This is a genomic window from Streptomyces sp. CA-251387, assembly GCF_050936625.1.
GTDB lineage: Bacteria > Actinomycetota > Actinomycetes > Streptomycetales > Streptomycetaceae > Streptomyces.
Window position 1 is genome coordinate 455,267 of record NZ_JBNJMJ010000001.1, and the last position, 14,053, is coordinate 469,319.

The window sequence follows — 14,053 nt, forward strand, 5'->3', positions numbered from 1 at the left end:
TCTCTGTCATCCTCGTGCCCGAACACGGCCACCCTGCGCTCACCTGCGGCGTACGCTCTGCGCTGTCCTCCGGATCAACGACAGGAAGCGGTAGGGCACATGGCGCATGGGTCGTGGCAACCGAACTCCGAGCCCCGCCGGTTGCTGGAGCGCCAACGGGAACTCCAGGCGCTCGACTCCGCCTTGTCGGACCTGGGCGACGCCGCCGACGGCGTCCAGCGGGCGCGCCCCACCGGACTGCTCGCCTTCACCGGTCCGGCCGGGCTGGGCAAGACGGCACTCCTCACGAAGGCACGCGCCCGCGCCGCGGCACACGGATTCCATGTGCTGTCGGCCCGGGCCGGCGAGAAGGAACAGGAGCTGGCGTTCCGTCTGGTGCGCCAGCTCGTCCAGCCCACCCTGGCCACCATGGACGAGACGGAACGCCGCACCTTCCTGGGCAGTTGGTACGACATCGTCGCCGCCGCGCTCGGCCTGGAGGCGACGGACACCGCCCACGCCCCGGATCCGACCGGGGTGCGTGACGGTCTCGACTGGGTCATGACGCGCCTCGTGGCGGTGAAGGCACCCCTCGTCCTGCTCCTGGACGACCTGCACTGGGCCGATCTCGAGTCGCTCGGCTGGCTCGCCTCGTTCGCTCCGCGGGCCGCCGATCTTCCCCTCCTGCTCGTCGTCGCCTACCGGCCGGACGAACTGCCGCCCGAGGCGGCCCCCTTCCGCACGGTCGTCGAACGTCACGGGAACCGCCCGTACCCGCTGGCGCGGCTCAGCGCCGCCGGCGTGGCCCAGATCGTCCGGGACGAGCTGGGAGAGGGAGTCGAGGACGAGTTCTGCGACGAGTGCTGGTCGGTGACCGGCGGCAGCCCGTTCGAGACCGTCGAACTCGCGATCAGGCTCGGCGAACGGAACCTGAAGGGCGCACAGAGCGAGTTGCCCGCGATGCGCGACCTGGCCGCAGCGGTCAAGGGCCCTGGGCTGATCGAGAGCCTGCGCGCGCTCGGCACCACCACCGTCCGTTTCGCCCATGCCGCGGCCGTACTGGGTCCACCGGTGTCACGGGAGCTCGCCGCGGCTCTCGCGGTGATCGGCAGCGAGGAGGCCGTGGAGGCCACCGAGAAGCTGCGTGCGGCCCGCATCCTCGCCGACGCCGAGGGGGCCGGGGGCGGCATCGAGTTCGTCCACCCGCTGATCGCCACGACGATCTACCGGTCCATCCCCTCGGGCCTGCGGGTCGGCCTGCACGACCGGGCCGCGGAGGCCGTTCGCGCGGCAGGCTACGGTCCGACCGCCGCCGCCCGGCATCTGCTGGAGGTTCCCTCCGAGGGCAGGCCCGAGGTGGTCGCATGCCTGCGCGAGGCCGCCCGTGAGCACCTTCGGGCCGGGGCTCCGGAGGCCGCCCGGCGCGTCCTGTCCCGAGCGTTGCAGGAGCCACCGCTTCCGGAGGACCGGGCCGCACTCCTGCACGAGCTCGCCTGCTCGACCTTCCTGATCGAACCCACGGCCACGGTCAGCCATCTCCAGGAGGCGCTGGCGGAGCCCGGCGTGGAGCCCCATCTGCGGGCCTCCATCGTCTACCGGCTGACCCAGGCGCTGGCCCACACCGACCGGCTGGCGGAGGCGGCGACCGTGTCCGCCGACGCGGCGCGGCTCGCCAGCCACCCGCGCATCCGCCTGCGCATGCAGGCCGATCACTTCGTCTGGAGCGCCTTCCGCACCGACGAGCCCGACTCGTTCGCCCGCTCGCGCAGGCTGGCTCGGCTGGCCGAGCGGTTGACCGGCCGTGGTCTGGAGGAGCGGTACATCCTGGGGCTGCGGGCCTGGGACGCCATGGTGCGGGGCGAGCCCCGGCAGACCGTCCTCGCGTTTGCGGAGGAGGCCCTGCGCGGTGGACTGAGCTGGACGGACGAGAACCGGGGTTTCGAGGTGCCCGTCTCGGTCGCCCTGGTGTTCATGTACTGCGACCAGCCGCGGCGGGCCGAGGAACTGTTCACCAAGGGCATGGCCGAGTGCGAGCGCATGGGCTGGCGTGGCTCCCACCTGGCGCAGGGGCAGACTCTTTTCGGCTACATCCGCTACCGCCGCGGCTGCCTCCCTGAGGCGGAGGAACTCGTACGCTCCGGCCTGCGCACCGCCGACCGTGTGGCAGGCGCGGTCCCCGCCCAGTGGTTCGCCATCGGCATCCTCATCCAGATCCTGCTCGCCCGCGGCCGCACCGCCGACGCGCGTCGCCTCGCCGACTCCTACCGCTACGGCGAGGTCGTCCCGAACGCCGTCATCTACCCCGATCCCCGCACGGTGTACGCCGAACTGCTCCTGGCCGAGGGCCGGCATGCCGAGGCCGGGAGCCTGCTGTCCGCCGTCGGGGACTGGCTGGACGCACGGGGCACGCGCAACCCCTCCTTGTGCCCCTGGCAGCTGCTCCTGGCGTCGGCCCTCGCCCCCACCGCCCCGGAGGCGGCGATCGGTCACGCCCAGGACGCGGTCAAGCGCGCCCGGGACTTCGGCGCCGCCTCCACGATCGGCCAAGCCCTCCACACCCTCGCCGAGGTGACCGGCGGACCGGCGGCGGTCGACCTGTACGCGGAAGCGGTGGACCACCTGGAGCAGTCACCCGCCTCCTACGAGCTCGCCCGTGCCCTGATCGGCCACGGCGCCGCCCTGTCCTTGGGCGGCCGGGTCCAGGAGGCCGCCGATCGGCTCTACCGAGGTCTGGAAGCTGCCGTCCACTGTGGGGCGGAGGCGCTCGCCGCCCGGGCCAGGGAACAACTTTCGGCAGCCGGACTGCGCCCGCTGCCGCTGCGATACGCGCAGGCGGACACACTGACGGCTCAGGAACGCCGTACCGCCGAACTGGCCGTCCAGGGCCAGCCGGCGGCCGTGATCGCCAAGGAACTCCGGCTCACGGAGCAGGGCGTGCGGCAGTTGCTGTCCAGCGTCTACCGCAAGGCCGGCACCGACGCCGCCGGCCTCGCCAAGGCCTTGGAGACCTTTCCGCGTCCTCGCTCCTGAGGTCCCGGCCGGCCGCCGATCCAGGACGAGTGCGGGGCCCTGGTCACACGGGTCGCTCCCGCCCCTCCCAGTACGGGTCCCGCAACCGCCGCTTGTACAGCTTGCCGTTGGGATCGCGCGGCATCTCGGTGATGAAGTCGACGCTCTTGGGCCGCTTGTAGCCGGCGAGTTGATCGGCGCAGTGGTCGAGGATGGATGTCGCGAGGGCGGGGCCCGGTGCGTGACCGGGGGCGGGCTCGACGACGGCCTTGACCTCCTCGCCCCAGTCGTCGTGCGGGATGCCGAAGGCGGCGGCGTCTGCCACGGCGGGGTGTTGGAGCAGCACGGACTCGATCTCGGCGGGATAGATGTTCACACCGCCCGAGATGATCATGTCGATCTTGCGGTCGCGGAGGAAGAGGTAGCCGTCCTCGTCGAGGTAGCCGAGGTCGCCGACGGTGAAGAAGTCGCCGATGCGGTTCTTCTTCGTCTTGGCTTCGTCCTTGTGGTAGGCGAAGCCGCCGGTGTTCATCTTCAGGTAGACGGTGCCGAGTTCGCCGGGTGGGAGCCGGTTGCCGTCGTCGTCGAAGACGGCGAGTTCGCTGATGGGCCAGGCCTTGCCGACCGTGCCGGGCTTCTTCAGCCAGTCCTCCGCGGTGGCGAAGGCGCCGCCGCCCTCGCTGGCCGCGTAGTACTCCTCCACACACGGGCCCCACCAGTCGAGCATCGCCCGCTTCACGTGGTCGGGGCAGGGGGCGGCGCCGTGGATGGCGTGCCGCATGGAGGAGACGTCGTAGCGGGCCCGGACCTCCTCGGGCAGGGCGAGCAGGCGGTGGAACTGGGTCGGGACCATGTGGGTGTGGGTGCACTTCTCACGGTCGATCAGCCGGAGCATCTCCTCGGGCGTCCACTTGTCCATGAGCACCAGGCGGTGGCCGATGTGCAGGGACGCGCCCGCGAACTGGAGGACGGCCGTGTGGTAGAGCGGGGAGCAGACCAAGTGCACATTGTCGTCGAACGGGCGGATGCCGAAGATGCCGAGGAAGCCGCCGAGATAGGCCTCCTCGGGGAGCTTGCCGGACAGGGGCCGCCGGATGCCGCGGGGGCGGCCGGTGGTGCCCGAGGTGTAGTTCATGACCCAGCCGAGGGTGCGGTCGGCGGGCGCCGACTCCGGTTGCCCGTCGAGGAGTTCGGCGTACGGCCGGAATCCCTCGACCGTGCCGATCGCGTACCGGTGGGTGGCCGGCAGACCGGCCTCGTCGGCGGCGTGGCGGGCGGGGGCGGCGAAGCGTTCGTGGGCGAGGAGGACCTTGGCGCCGGAGTCGGCGACGATCCAGGCGATCTCGGGGCCGACGAAGTGATGGTTGATGGGGACCAGGTAGAAGCCCGCCTGGCTGGCGGCGAGGTAGGCGGTGAAGAACTCGGCGCTGTTGGGCAGGACGACCGCGAAGGCGTCGCCGCGTTCCAGGCCGGCCGCGCGCAGGCCGTGGACCAGGCGGTTGGCGGCGGCGTGCAGACGGCCGGCGGTCCACTTCTCGCCGTCGGGGGCGACGAGGACCGTGCGGTGGGGGTCGGCCGCGGCCTGGGCCCAGAAGCCTGCCGGGGGTGTGCTCGTGCTCGTCACTCGCCGCTCCTTCCGGCTATGCGGTTGATGCGCTCGACGGCTCGCTCGAAGCCGCGGGTGAGGTCGTCGAAGACGGCCCGGACGCTGCGTTCGCTGTTCATCCGGCCCACGATCTGACCGACGGGGGTGCCGAGCAGCGGCTCGACCTCGTGCTTCTGGATCCGCGAGACGGCCTCGGCGACCAGCAGGCCCTGGAGGGGCATCGGGAGGGTGCCGGGTCCGTTCGCGTCGTCCCAGGCGTCGGTCCACTCGGTGCGCAGCTGACGGGCGGGTTTGCCGGTCAGGGCGCGGGAGCGCACCGTGTCGCCCGATCCGGCGGCGAGCAGTTTGCGGGTCAGGGCGGGCGAGTGGAGATCGGCCTCTGTGGTGGTCAGCCATATGGAGCCCAGCCACACACCCTGGGCGCCGAGGCTGAGTGCGGCAGCCACCTGTTGGCCGCTTCCGATGCCCCCGGCCGCCAGCACGGGCAGCGGGTCGACCGCCTCCACGACCTCCGGCGTCAGCACCATGGAGGCGATCTCACCGGTGTGGCCGCCCGCCTCGTAGCCCTGGGCGACCACGATGTCGATGCCGCGTTCCTTGTGCTTGACGGCGTGCCGGGCGCTGCCCGCGAGCGCGGCGACGAGAACGTTCCGCTCGTGGGCGCGGTCCACCACGTCCGCGGGTGGTGAACCGAGGGCGTTGGCGAGCAGCTTGATCGGGTAGTCGAAGGCGACGTCGAGCTGGGTGCGTGCCACCTGCTCCATCCAGCCGGTGATACGCCAGCCGGACGCCTCTCCCTCGGCGAGTTCGGGCACGCCGTACTTGGCGAGGGTGTCCTTGACGAACTGCCGGTGCCCCTCGGGGATCATCGCCTCGACGTCGGCCTCCGTGACGCCTTCCACCTTCTTCGCGGGCATGACGACGTCCAGGCCGTAGGGATGGCCGTCGACATGTGCCTCGATCCAGTCGAGGTCGCGTTTGAGGTCGTCGGGGGCGGTGTAGCGGACCGCGCCGAGCACTCCGAAACCGCCGGCCCGGCTGATGGCCGCGGCGACGGCGGGGAACGGCGTGAAGCCGAAGATGGCGTGCTCGACTCCCAGTTTCTTGCTCAGCTCCGTCTGCATGGGCGCAGGATGCCGGAGTCCTCCGGAGGACGGAAGGGGTTTCCTGATGCCCCGTCAGTTTTCTGCTCACCTCGTGGAACGCACACACCTCATTGACACGACCGGCACCCGACAGCAAGGTTTCACGATGACCGATGAAGTGGCCCCCAGACCTACCCGCCGTCAGCTGGGCGCCTTGGCTTTGAGCGGCGCCCTGGCCCTCGCGCCCTTACCCGCCGCCCCGGCCGTAGCCGCCCCCGCTCGTCCCACTCTCCGCCGCGGTTCCCCCGAGCGCGCCGGTCTCCTCCCCGCCCACCTCCGCCGACTCCTCACCGACGCCGAGGCGTTCCTCGGCCCCTCCCCCAAGCACCCCTGGTACGCGGGCGCCGTACTCCTCGCCGGACGCGGCGGCACCGTGGCCCTGCACCAGCCCATCGGGGCGGCGGTGCGCTACCGGGCGTACGACGAGAAGACCGACACCGGCGTCGAGTTCCCGCCCGACCAGCAGATCGCGATGGCCGAGGACACCGTCTTCGATCTGGCCTCGGTGTCCAAGCTGTTCACCTCGATCCTCGCCGTGCAGCAGATCGAGCGCGGTGCGCTCGGCCTGGAGGCGACGGTCTCCTCCTACCTCCCGGACTTCGGCCGCGCGGGCAAGCAGGACATCACGATCCGTCAGCTCCTCACCCACACCTCGGGATTCCGCGCCTGGATCCCGCTGTACAACGCGCCGACGTACGAGGAGAAGATCCAGCTCATTTGGAACGAGGCGCCGCTGAACCCGCCGGGCACCAAGTACCTCTACTCGGACCTGAATCTGATCTCCCTCCAGCTGGTCCTGGAGAAGATCACCGGCCGCACGCTCGACGCACTCCTCCGCGACGAGATCACCGCCCCGCTCGGCATGCACCGCACCCGCTACAACCCGCCCGCCGCCTGGAAACCGAAGATCGCCGCCACCGAGGACGCCCGCAAGCCCTGGTCCGGCCTGGACCGGGGGCTCGTATGGGGGGAGGTGCACGACGAGAACGCCTTCAGCCTCGGCGGGGTCGCGGGGCACGCCGGCGTGTTCTCGTGCGCCTGGGACCTCGCGGTCCTCGGCCGGACCCTGCTCAACGGCGGCGCCTACGGCCGGTGCCGCATCCTGGAGCCGGAATCGGTGGAGCTGATGTTCACCGACTTCAACACCGCCTTCCCGGGCGACGAGCACGGCCTCGGCTTCGAGCTCTACCAGCACTGGTACATGGGCGCGATGGCCACCCCGCGCACGGCGGGGCACACCGGCTTCACCGGCACCTCGCTGGTCCTCGACCCGACGACCGACTCCTTCCTGGTTGTCCTCGGCAACTCCGTCCACCCCGTGCGGAGTTGGCGATCGGGCTCCGCGCCCCGGGTCGCCGCCGCCGACAACCTGGCCCGGGCCGTACCGGTCCGCCCACGACACGGCCGTACCGCATGGTTCTCCGGAATGGTGAACACCACCACCGCCACCCTGACCCTCCCCGCCCTAGACACGTCCTCCGGCCACACATGCCTGCGCTGCGCCCTGTGGTGGGACACCGAACCGCAGTCGGACCTCCTCGCCCTGGAGACGAGCAGCGACGGCGGGACCACCTGGCAGCCGCTGGCCTTCACCACCGCACGCCACGGCGACCGGCCCCAAGAGCACCCGACCGGCATGGTCACCGGCTGGTCGGGCCGCGTCTGGCACCGGCTCACGGCAGATCTGCCGGCGACACGGCAGCTCGCGCTCCGCTGGCGGTACGCGACGGACCGGCTGTACGTCGGCCGCGGGGCCTACGTCGACGGGCTGCGCGTCGAGACGGCCGCCGGTGTCCTGTTCGACGACGCGCGCCCGGCGGACCGGGCGCGCATCGAAGGGAAAGGGTGGACTCCGTCGGCCGACTGAGGCACTCCTCGCGACGGGTCGGGTAGTCGGCGCCGCGGAGGGCCTTCTGCAGGTCAGTGGGACTGAGATCGGCCATGACTGCCTCCCCGTAAGTAGAGGCAACGTCACTCCTCGCGGGCTTGGAGCACAGCCATCGCCGCGTTGTGCCCCGGCACCCCGCTCACCCCTCCCCCACGCACCGCGCCCGCCCCGCACAGCAGCACGTTCCGGTGCCGCGTCTCCACGCCCCAGCGGCCGGTGCCCTCCTGGGCATACGGCCAGGCCAGCTCCCGGTGGAAGATGTTGCCGCCGGGCAGGCGCAGGTCGCGCTCCAGGTCCAGCGGGGTCTTCGCCTCGATGCAGGGGCGGCCGTCGGCGTCGGTCGCCAGGCAGTCGGCGAGCGGCTCCGCGAGGTGGGCGTCCAGCTGGGCGAGTGTCGACTTCAGCAGTTCGTCGCGTACGGCGTCGTTGTCGCGTGCGAAGAGCCGGGCCGGTGTGTGCAGGCCGAAGAGGGTGAGGGTCTGGTAGCCCTGTGCCACGAGGCCGGGGCCGAGGATCGTCGGGTCGGTCAGCGAGTGGCAGTAGATCTCGGACGGCGGCGCGGCGGGGAGTTCCCCGGCGGCGGCCTCGGCGTGGGCGGCGGCCAGCTGGTCGTAGCCCTCGGCGATGTGGAAGGTGCCGGAGAACGCCTCGCGGGGGTCCACGGAGCTGTCGCGCAGCCGGGGCAGGCGCTTGAGCAGCATGTTCACCTTGAGCTGGGCGCCCTCGGCGGGGGCCGGGGGCGTGTCGCCGGTGAGGGCGGCCAGTTCCTGCGGGGAGGCGTTCACCAGGACGTGCCGGGCGGCGGCGACGCCCTCGCTGTCCGCCGTGCGATAGGTGATCTCCGCCGTACGGCCGTCCGTGTCGACGCGTACCGCCTCGTGACCGGTGGCGATGTGCGCGCCCGCCTGGCGGGCCGCCGTGGCCAGGGCGTCGGTGAGGGCGCCCATGCCGCCGACGGGGACGTCCCAGTTGCCGGTGCCGCCGCCGATCACGTGGTAGAGGAAGCAGCGGTTCTGCTTCAGCGACGGATCGTGGGCGTCGGCGAAGGTGCCGATGAGCGCGTCCGTCAGGACCACGCCCCGCACCAGGTCGTCCGCGAAGCGCTCCTCGATCGCGGCGCCGATCGGCTCCTCGAAGAGGGTCCGCCAGGCCTCCTCGTCGTCCACCCGGCGGCGCAGCTCCTCGCGGCTCGGCAGGGGCTCGGTGAGCGTCGGGAACACGCGCCGCGCGACCTCGCCGGTCATGCCGTAGAAGCGCTGCCAAGCCGCGTACTCGCGCTCCCCGCCCGTCAGCCGGGCGAACGCCTCCCGGGTGCGCCGCTCGCCGCCGCCCACCAGCAGGCCGGTGGGCCGTCCGTCCCGTTCGACGGGCGTGTACGAGGAGACGTTGCGCGTGCGGACCCGGAAGTCCAGGCCGAGGTCGCGGACGATCTTCTTCGGCAGCAGGCTGACCAGGTACGAGTAGCGCGACAGCCGCGCGTCGACACCGGCGAAGGGGCGCGTGGACACGGCGGCGCCCCCGGTGTGGTCCAGCCGCTCCAGCACCAGCACGGACCGTCCGGCCCGGGCCAGGTAGGCGGCGGCGACCAGGCCGTTGTGGCCTCCGCCGACGATGACGGCGTCGTAGGTGCGGTGTCCCGGGTGTCCCTCGTGTGCGGCCATGGTTCTTCGTAACACGTGATGATCTAGGTCGGCCAGAGGTGCGGGCGTCCGGAGTCACCCGCCTCCGGTCGCCCGCTGCTGCCGCAGCGCCGCCACCCTCCGGTACAGCTCGACCGCCTCCGCGCCCCGTCCGAGCTGCTGCAGGCAGTGGGCCTCGTCGGTGCGGCTGGCGAGGGTGTCGGGGTGATCGGCGCCGAGGACGCGTTCGCGGGCGGCGGCCACCCTGCGGTACTCGGTGAGCGCGTCCGGCCAGCGGCCCAGCCAGCCGAGGCTGACGGCGACCTCCCGCCGGCTGACCAGGGTGTCCGGGTGCTCGGGGCCCAGCACGCGCTCCCGGATCGCGCACACGTCCCGGGACTCGGCGAGGGCCTCCTCCCAGCGGCCGAGGCGGCCCAGGTTGACGCCGAGGCCGTGGCGGGCGCGGAGGGTCTCGGGGTGGGCCGGACCGTGGACGCGGGTGCGGTCGTCGATGAGCTCGCCGTAGAGCTGGAGCGCCTCAGCACTGCGACCCAGGCGGCCGAGGCTGATGCCGACCTCGTAGCGGGCGGCGAGGGTGTCGGGATGGTCCGGGCCGAGGGCCTGGGCGCGGGCCTCGGCGACCTCGCGGTAGGTCTGCAGGGCCTCCGCCCAGCGGCCCAACTGGCCGAGTGCGTAGGCGACTTCGTAGCGGGTGACCAGGGTGTCGGGGTGGTGCGGACCGAGCACGCGGGCGCGGGCCGCGGCGACCTCCGCGGCCATGCGGTACGAGTCCTCCAGGCGGCCGAGCCTGCTGAGGTTGAAGGCGAGGTTGTGGCGGCAGCGCAGGGTGTCGGGGTGATCGGGGCCCATCGTGCGCTCGCGGGCGGTGAGCACGGACGTGTAGACCTGGTGCGCGTCGAAGTGGCGGCCCAACTGGCCGAGCACGTACGCCATTTCCTGGCGGGCGGCGAGCGTGTCGGGATGGTCGGGGCCGAGGGCGAGGCTGCGGGCGCGGGCGACGTGCTTGTACTCGCGCAGCGCGTCGGCGGCGCGGCCGGTGCGGCTGAGGGTGAAGGCGAGCTCGTAACGGCTGGCGAGGGTGTCGGGGTGGTCGGGGCCGAGGAGGTGCTCGCGCTCGGCGGCGACGGCCCGGTGCACTTCGCCGGCCTCCGTCCAGCGGCCCAGCCGGCCGAGGCTGAGCCCGGCGTTGTGCCGGCCGGCCAGTGCGGTGAGCGTCGCCGCGGACGGGGCGGGCGGTGCTTCCGGTACGGCGGTCTCCTCGGGGCGGCCGGTGGCCGGACGGGGGATCCACTCGCCGGTGAGGCCCGCCGCGGCGTCGGGGGGTGTGGTGCGCAGTCCGGCGCCGGTGGCCTTGTGGCCGGTGGTCATGCCGCGGGTCCAGGACGGCAGGCGGGTTGCGCGGGCCACGGGCTCCGGGGGCCTGAGGGCGGGCCGAGGGGCCACCACGGTCGGCACATAGGTCGGTGTCGTACGGCCCAGGCCGATCCGGCGGCCCAGCTCGCGGGCGTCGTGCGGGCGTTCCTCGGGGCGCTTGGCCAGCAGGTCGAGGACGATCCTCTCGAAGTATTCGGGCAGCTCGGCACGGTGGCTGCGCGGCGGACGGGGCGGGGTGTCACGGTGGCCGACGAGGATCGCCCAGGGGTCGTCGAGGTCGAACGGCGGTACCCCGGTGGCGATTTCGTACAGCACACAGCCCAGCGAGTACAGGTCGCTGCGCTGGTCCACCTCCTCCCCGCCGATCTGCTCCGGCGACATGTAGTGCGGGGTGCCCATCGCGATGCCGGTGCCGGTCAGCCGGGACGTGAAGCCGATGTCGTGACCGAGGCGCGCTATGCCGAAGTCGCAGATCTTCACCGTGCCGTCGCCGAGCCGCATGATGTTCGCGGGCTTCAGATCGCGGTGGACGATGCCCTGTTGGTGGGTGTAGGCGAGGGCGGCGGCGACCTGGTCGGCGATGTCGACGACGTCGGAGACGGGCAGCGGGTGGTGCTTGTTCTCCTCCAGCAGCTGGCTGAGGTTGCGGCCCTCCAGCAGCTCCATCACCAGGAACAGCACCCCGTCGGACTCGCCGAAGTCATGGACGACGGTCACCCCGCGGTGCTGAAGGGCCGCGGCCACCCGGGCCTCGCGGCGGAACCGTTCCCGCAGGACGCGGGTGAAGGACTGATCGTGGTGCGGCCCCAGCGGCTTGAGGCACTTGACGGCGACCTGCCGGCCCAGCGACTCGTCGCGCGCACGCCACACCTCGCCCATACCGCCGCGCCCGATCAGATCGAGCAGCCGGTACCGGCCCTGGATCAGCCTGCTGTCCCCCATCGCCCGCGATCGCCCCCCGTCACGGTCCGCCCACCCTCCCCCGGCTCGTCCAGTATGGCGAGCTATCGCCCGAGTTTGTACGGTGCCGGGTGCGAGCCCGGGCCGAGCCGGGCCATGGCGCGCAGGATGTGTTTGGGCGGGAGTTGCCACCGCAGACGTGCGGGAACACAGCGCAGCAGGGTGCCCGTGGCACGCAACTGACGGGTGACAGTGGCGGGTTTCGGGGCCGGTCTGCCGTACAACTCGTGGGCGTACGGCGGCAAGGCGGCGTACGCCGACTGCGCCACGCGCCGCCACAGCACCTCGCGCGCCGGGACGAGGAGGGGGTGCGTCGGCGGGCGGAGCAGGAAGTCGTCCACCGCGCGTGCCCCCGACCCGCACGCGAGTTCGGGGCGCACTTTCTCGAAGTACGCCGCCATCTCCTGCTGGTTCGCCGGTACGGCGTCGGGGTCGAGGCCCACCAGACGGGCGCTGACCCGCTGTTCGGCGATGTACCGGTCGGCCTGGGCGTCCGTGAGGCGGAGCCCGGACCGCCGGGCGACCTGCAGATAGGAGTCGATCTCGGCGCAGTGCACCCACAGCAGCAGTTCGGGTTCGTCGACGCCGTACCGCTCCCCGGTGTCCGGGTCGGTGGCGCTCAGCATGCTGTGGATCTTGCGTACCCGGGCGCCGGCCTTCTCGGCGGCGTCGGTGGTGCCGTAGGTGATGGTGCCGACGAAGTTCGCGGTGCGCAGCAGGCGGCCCCAGGCGTCCTGGCGGAAGTCCGAGTTCTGCATGACACCGCGTACCGCGCGCGGGTGCAGGGCCTGGAAGTAGAGCGCGCGGATTCCGGCGACCCACATCATGGGGTCGCCGTGCATCTGCCAGGTCACCGAGGAGGGCCCGAACAGCCCCGGATCGGCATCGGTCATGCGGCCCACCTCCGCGTACGCCCGTTCGGCCACGATCCCATGGTGCGGATCCGTGGTCGAGGGGCCGGTTCGGGAGCCGCGGTCACCGGTTCTGCCGTGTGTCGAAGTGGGCCGTGGCCAGGACGGAGCCGTCGGCGTCCAGCAGCCGGGCACCGGACACCGTGTCCGGGTCGACTCGCGTGGGGGCTCCCCAGTGACCCCGGCCGGCTTCGTCGAGGGCGAACTCCCCGATGGGGACCGACGTGCCGTCCGCACGCTCCAGTCGACAGCTGACCATTCCGGCTTCCGGGTATCCGTCGTACGAGCCCGCGGCCTCGGACTCCTCTCCGGCGCGGGAGTCGGATCCGGACCCGTCTGCGGTCTGTGAGTCGGATCCGGACCAGTCCCGGCCGAGGTCGACCGACATGTAGACCCAGCCCGGAGAGCCGGTGTAGGCGAAGATCCGGCCCACCGGGCGGTCGTCGGGGGCCAGCAGAGACGCTGCGAGCAGGCCGTGCTCCGAGCCGGGGGGCTGCGAACTCCGCGAGGAGGGAGCCGACGCTCCCTCGATGGCCGTGCCGACGGCCCAGCCACCGAAGCCGAACCCGAGCGCGATCGCGGCGGCGGCCGCGACCGCCGCGCCGGCCCGTGGTCGCCGCCGTCGCGCCGGCCGGTTCAGACGCAGCCCGTCCATCACCCGTGTCTCGAAGCCGGCGGGCGGCTCGCTGCCCGGCACGAGAGAGAGCAGTCCGTCCGCGACGAGCGTCAGCTGCTCGACATGCCCCCGGCAGGTGGGGCAGCGGTCCAGGTGGGCGAGGGCCTCGGCGCGCTCCTGACCCGGGAGGATCCCCAGCGCCAGCTCGTCGGCGACGGCCCTCAGCCACGCGCAGTCCCTGTCAGTCATGATCGGCTCGCTCGGGTCCCAGAACCGCCCGCAGTTTCCCCATGGCCATCCTGATCCGTGTCTTCGCGGTGCCCAGGGGGATGTTCTCGAACTCGGAGATCTGCCGTGCGGTCATCCCGTAGATCCCTGCCATGACCACGGCACGCGCCTGCTGGCGCGGCAGGCCGGCCACCGCGGCCCGGATCCGGGATGCCGCCTCGTCGGCCAGTGCCCACTGTTCGGGCGTCCGGGTCACGATGCCGAGCAGAGCGTCGAGGTCCTCGGGAGAGACCGGGGTCGCGTTGCGGGCCCGGACGGCGTCGATCGCCAGGTTGTGCGCGATGGTCCCCAGCCAGGTCTTCACCGATCCGCGCCGCGAGTCGAAGACCTGCGCGTGACGCCAAGCCCTTTCGAAGGTCTGCTGGGTGATGTCCTCGGCGAGCTGGGGGTCGTCGACGACAGCGACGGCGATACCGAAGACCATGCGCTGGAACCGGCGGACGAACGCGAGGGCGATCTCCGGGGCGCCGCTCGCCATTCCCGCCAGCAGCGCCTCGTCCGAGAGCCGCCCGAGGGGCAGGCCCGATCTCCGCATACCAGTGGATACGGCCGACCTCGCCGAACGGATTCCCCCGCTTCCCCGCGGGAACACGGCCCCATTCTCCCGCTTGGTCGCGCTTGCCGGAAATCCCTTGGC

9 protein-coding genes are annotated in these 14,053 nt (G+C 72.3%); 2 read left to right on the forward strand and 7 right to left on the reverse strand.

Going from position 1 to position 14,053, the window contains the following annotated elements; genetic code table 11:
* The first annotated feature begins 99 nt into the window (after positions 1-99).
* Complete coding sequence (locus tag ACQEV2_RS02080; RefSeq protein ID WP_433035802.1) at positions 100-3,009, forward strand: ATP-binding protein; 2,910 nt, start codon at positions 100-102, stop codon at positions 3,007-3,009.
* A gap of 43 nt (positions 3,010-3,052) precedes the next feature.
* Here the strand turns inward: ACQEV2_RS02080 and ACQEV2_RS02085 are convergent, their stop codons facing one another.
* Together ACQEV2_RS02085 and ACQEV2_RS02090 are read right to left on the reverse strand one after the other, a co-directional pair.
* Positions 3,053-4,612 (reverse strand): acyl-CoA synthetase, encoded by a 1,560-nt coding sequence (locus ACQEV2_RS02085; RefSeq protein ID WP_433035805.1) that lies wholly within the window; start codon positions 4,610-4,612, stop codon positions 3,053-3,055.
* Positions 4,609-5,718, reverse strand: a complete 1,110-nt coding sequence (locus tag ACQEV2_RS02090; RefSeq protein ID WP_433035808.1) for an NAD(P)H-dependent flavin oxidoreductase — start codon at positions 5,716-5,718, stop codon at positions 4,609-4,611. The genes ACQEV2_RS02085 and ACQEV2_RS02090 overlap by 4 nt, the downstream gene beginning before the upstream one ends.
* A 127-nt stretch (positions 5,719-5,845) precedes the next feature.
* On the opposite strand from ACQEV2_RS02090, the gene ACQEV2_RS02095 reads away from it, so the two are divergent.
* Positions 5,846-7,606 (forward strand): serine hydrolase, encoded by a 1,761-nt coding sequence (locus ACQEV2_RS02095; protein ID WP_433035811.1) that lies wholly within the window; start codon positions 5,846-5,848, stop codon positions 7,604-7,606.
* A 104-nt stretch (positions 7,607-7,710) separates the two neighbouring features.
* Here ACQEV2_RS02095 and ACQEV2_RS02100 read toward each other — a convergent pair whose 3' ends face one another.
* The 5 genes from ACQEV2_RS02100 to ACQEV2_RS02120 form a co-directional block, all read right to left on the reverse strand.
* Positions 7,711-9,288: a phytoene desaturase family protein gene (locus ACQEV2_RS02100; RefSeq protein ID WP_433035814.1), complete on the reverse strand. Its 1,578-nt coding sequence runs from the start codon at positions 9,286-9,288 to the stop codon at positions 7,711-7,713.
* 54 nt (positions 9,289-9,342) lie between these two features.
* Positions 9,343-11,583 carry a tetratricopeptide repeat protein gene (locus ACQEV2_RS02105; protein WP_433035817.1) on the reverse strand — a complete coding sequence of 747 codons (2,241 nt, stop codon included), beginning with the start codon at positions 11,581-11,583 and terminating at the stop codon, positions 9,343-9,345.
* 62 nt (positions 11,584-11,645) lie between these two features.
* Entirely contained in the window at positions 11,646-12,494 is an 849-nt protein-coding gene (locus ACQEV2_RS02110; RefSeq protein WP_433054135.1) for an oxygenase MpaB family protein, read from the reverse strand.
* Between the two features lie 82 nt (positions 12,495-12,576).
* Positions 12,577-13,377 (reverse strand): hypothetical protein, encoded by an 801-nt coding sequence (locus ACQEV2_RS02115; RefSeq protein ID WP_433035820.1) that lies wholly within the window; start codon positions 13,375-13,377, stop codon positions 12,577-12,579.
* Positions 13,370-13,951 carry an RNA polymerase sigma factor gene (locus tag ACQEV2_RS02120; protein WP_433035823.1) on the reverse strand — a complete coding sequence of 194 codons (582 nt, stop codon included), beginning with the start codon at positions 13,949-13,951 and terminating at the stop codon, positions 13,370-13,372. Before ACQEV2_RS02120 ends, ACQEV2_RS02115 begins: the two co-directional genes overlap by 8 nt.
* Between the last annotated feature and the right edge of the window lie 102 nt (positions 13,952-14,053).

Excerpts from the sequence above, each read along its gene's own strand:
- ACQEV2_RS02120 (WP_433035823.1), bottom strand. The coding sequence starts at position 13,951 with ATGCGGAGATCGGGCCTGCCCCTCGGGCGGCTCTCGGACGAGGCGCTG.
- ACQEV2_RS02095 (WP_433035811.1), top strand. The coding sequence starts at position 5,846 with ATGACCGATGAAGTGGCCCCCAGACCTACCCGCCGTCAGCTGGGCGCC.
- ACQEV2_RS02080 (WP_433035802.1), top strand. The coding sequence starts at position 100 with ATGGCGCATGGGTCGTGGCAACCGAACTCCGAGCCCCGCCGGTTGCTG.
- ACQEV2_RS02115 (WP_433035820.1), bottom strand. The coding sequence starts at position 13,377 with ATGACTGACAGGGACTGCGCGTGGCTGAGGGCCGTCGCCGACGAGCTG.
- ACQEV2_RS02105 (WP_433035817.1), bottom strand. The coding sequence starts at position 11,583 with ATGGGGGACAGCAGGCTGATCCAGGGCCGGTACCGGCTGCTCGATCTG.
- ACQEV2_RS02110 (WP_433054135.1), bottom strand. The coding sequence starts at position 12,494 with ATGACCGATGCCGATCCGGGGCTGTTCGGGCCCTCCTCGGTGACCTGG.
- ACQEV2_RS02100 (WP_433035814.1), bottom strand. The coding sequence starts at position 9,288 with ATGGCCGCACACGAGGGACACCCGGGACACCGCACCTACGACGCCGTC.
- ACQEV2_RS02090 (WP_433035808.1), bottom strand. The coding sequence starts at position 5,718 with ATGCAGACGGAGCTGAGCAAGAAACTGGGAGTCGAGCACGCCATCTTC.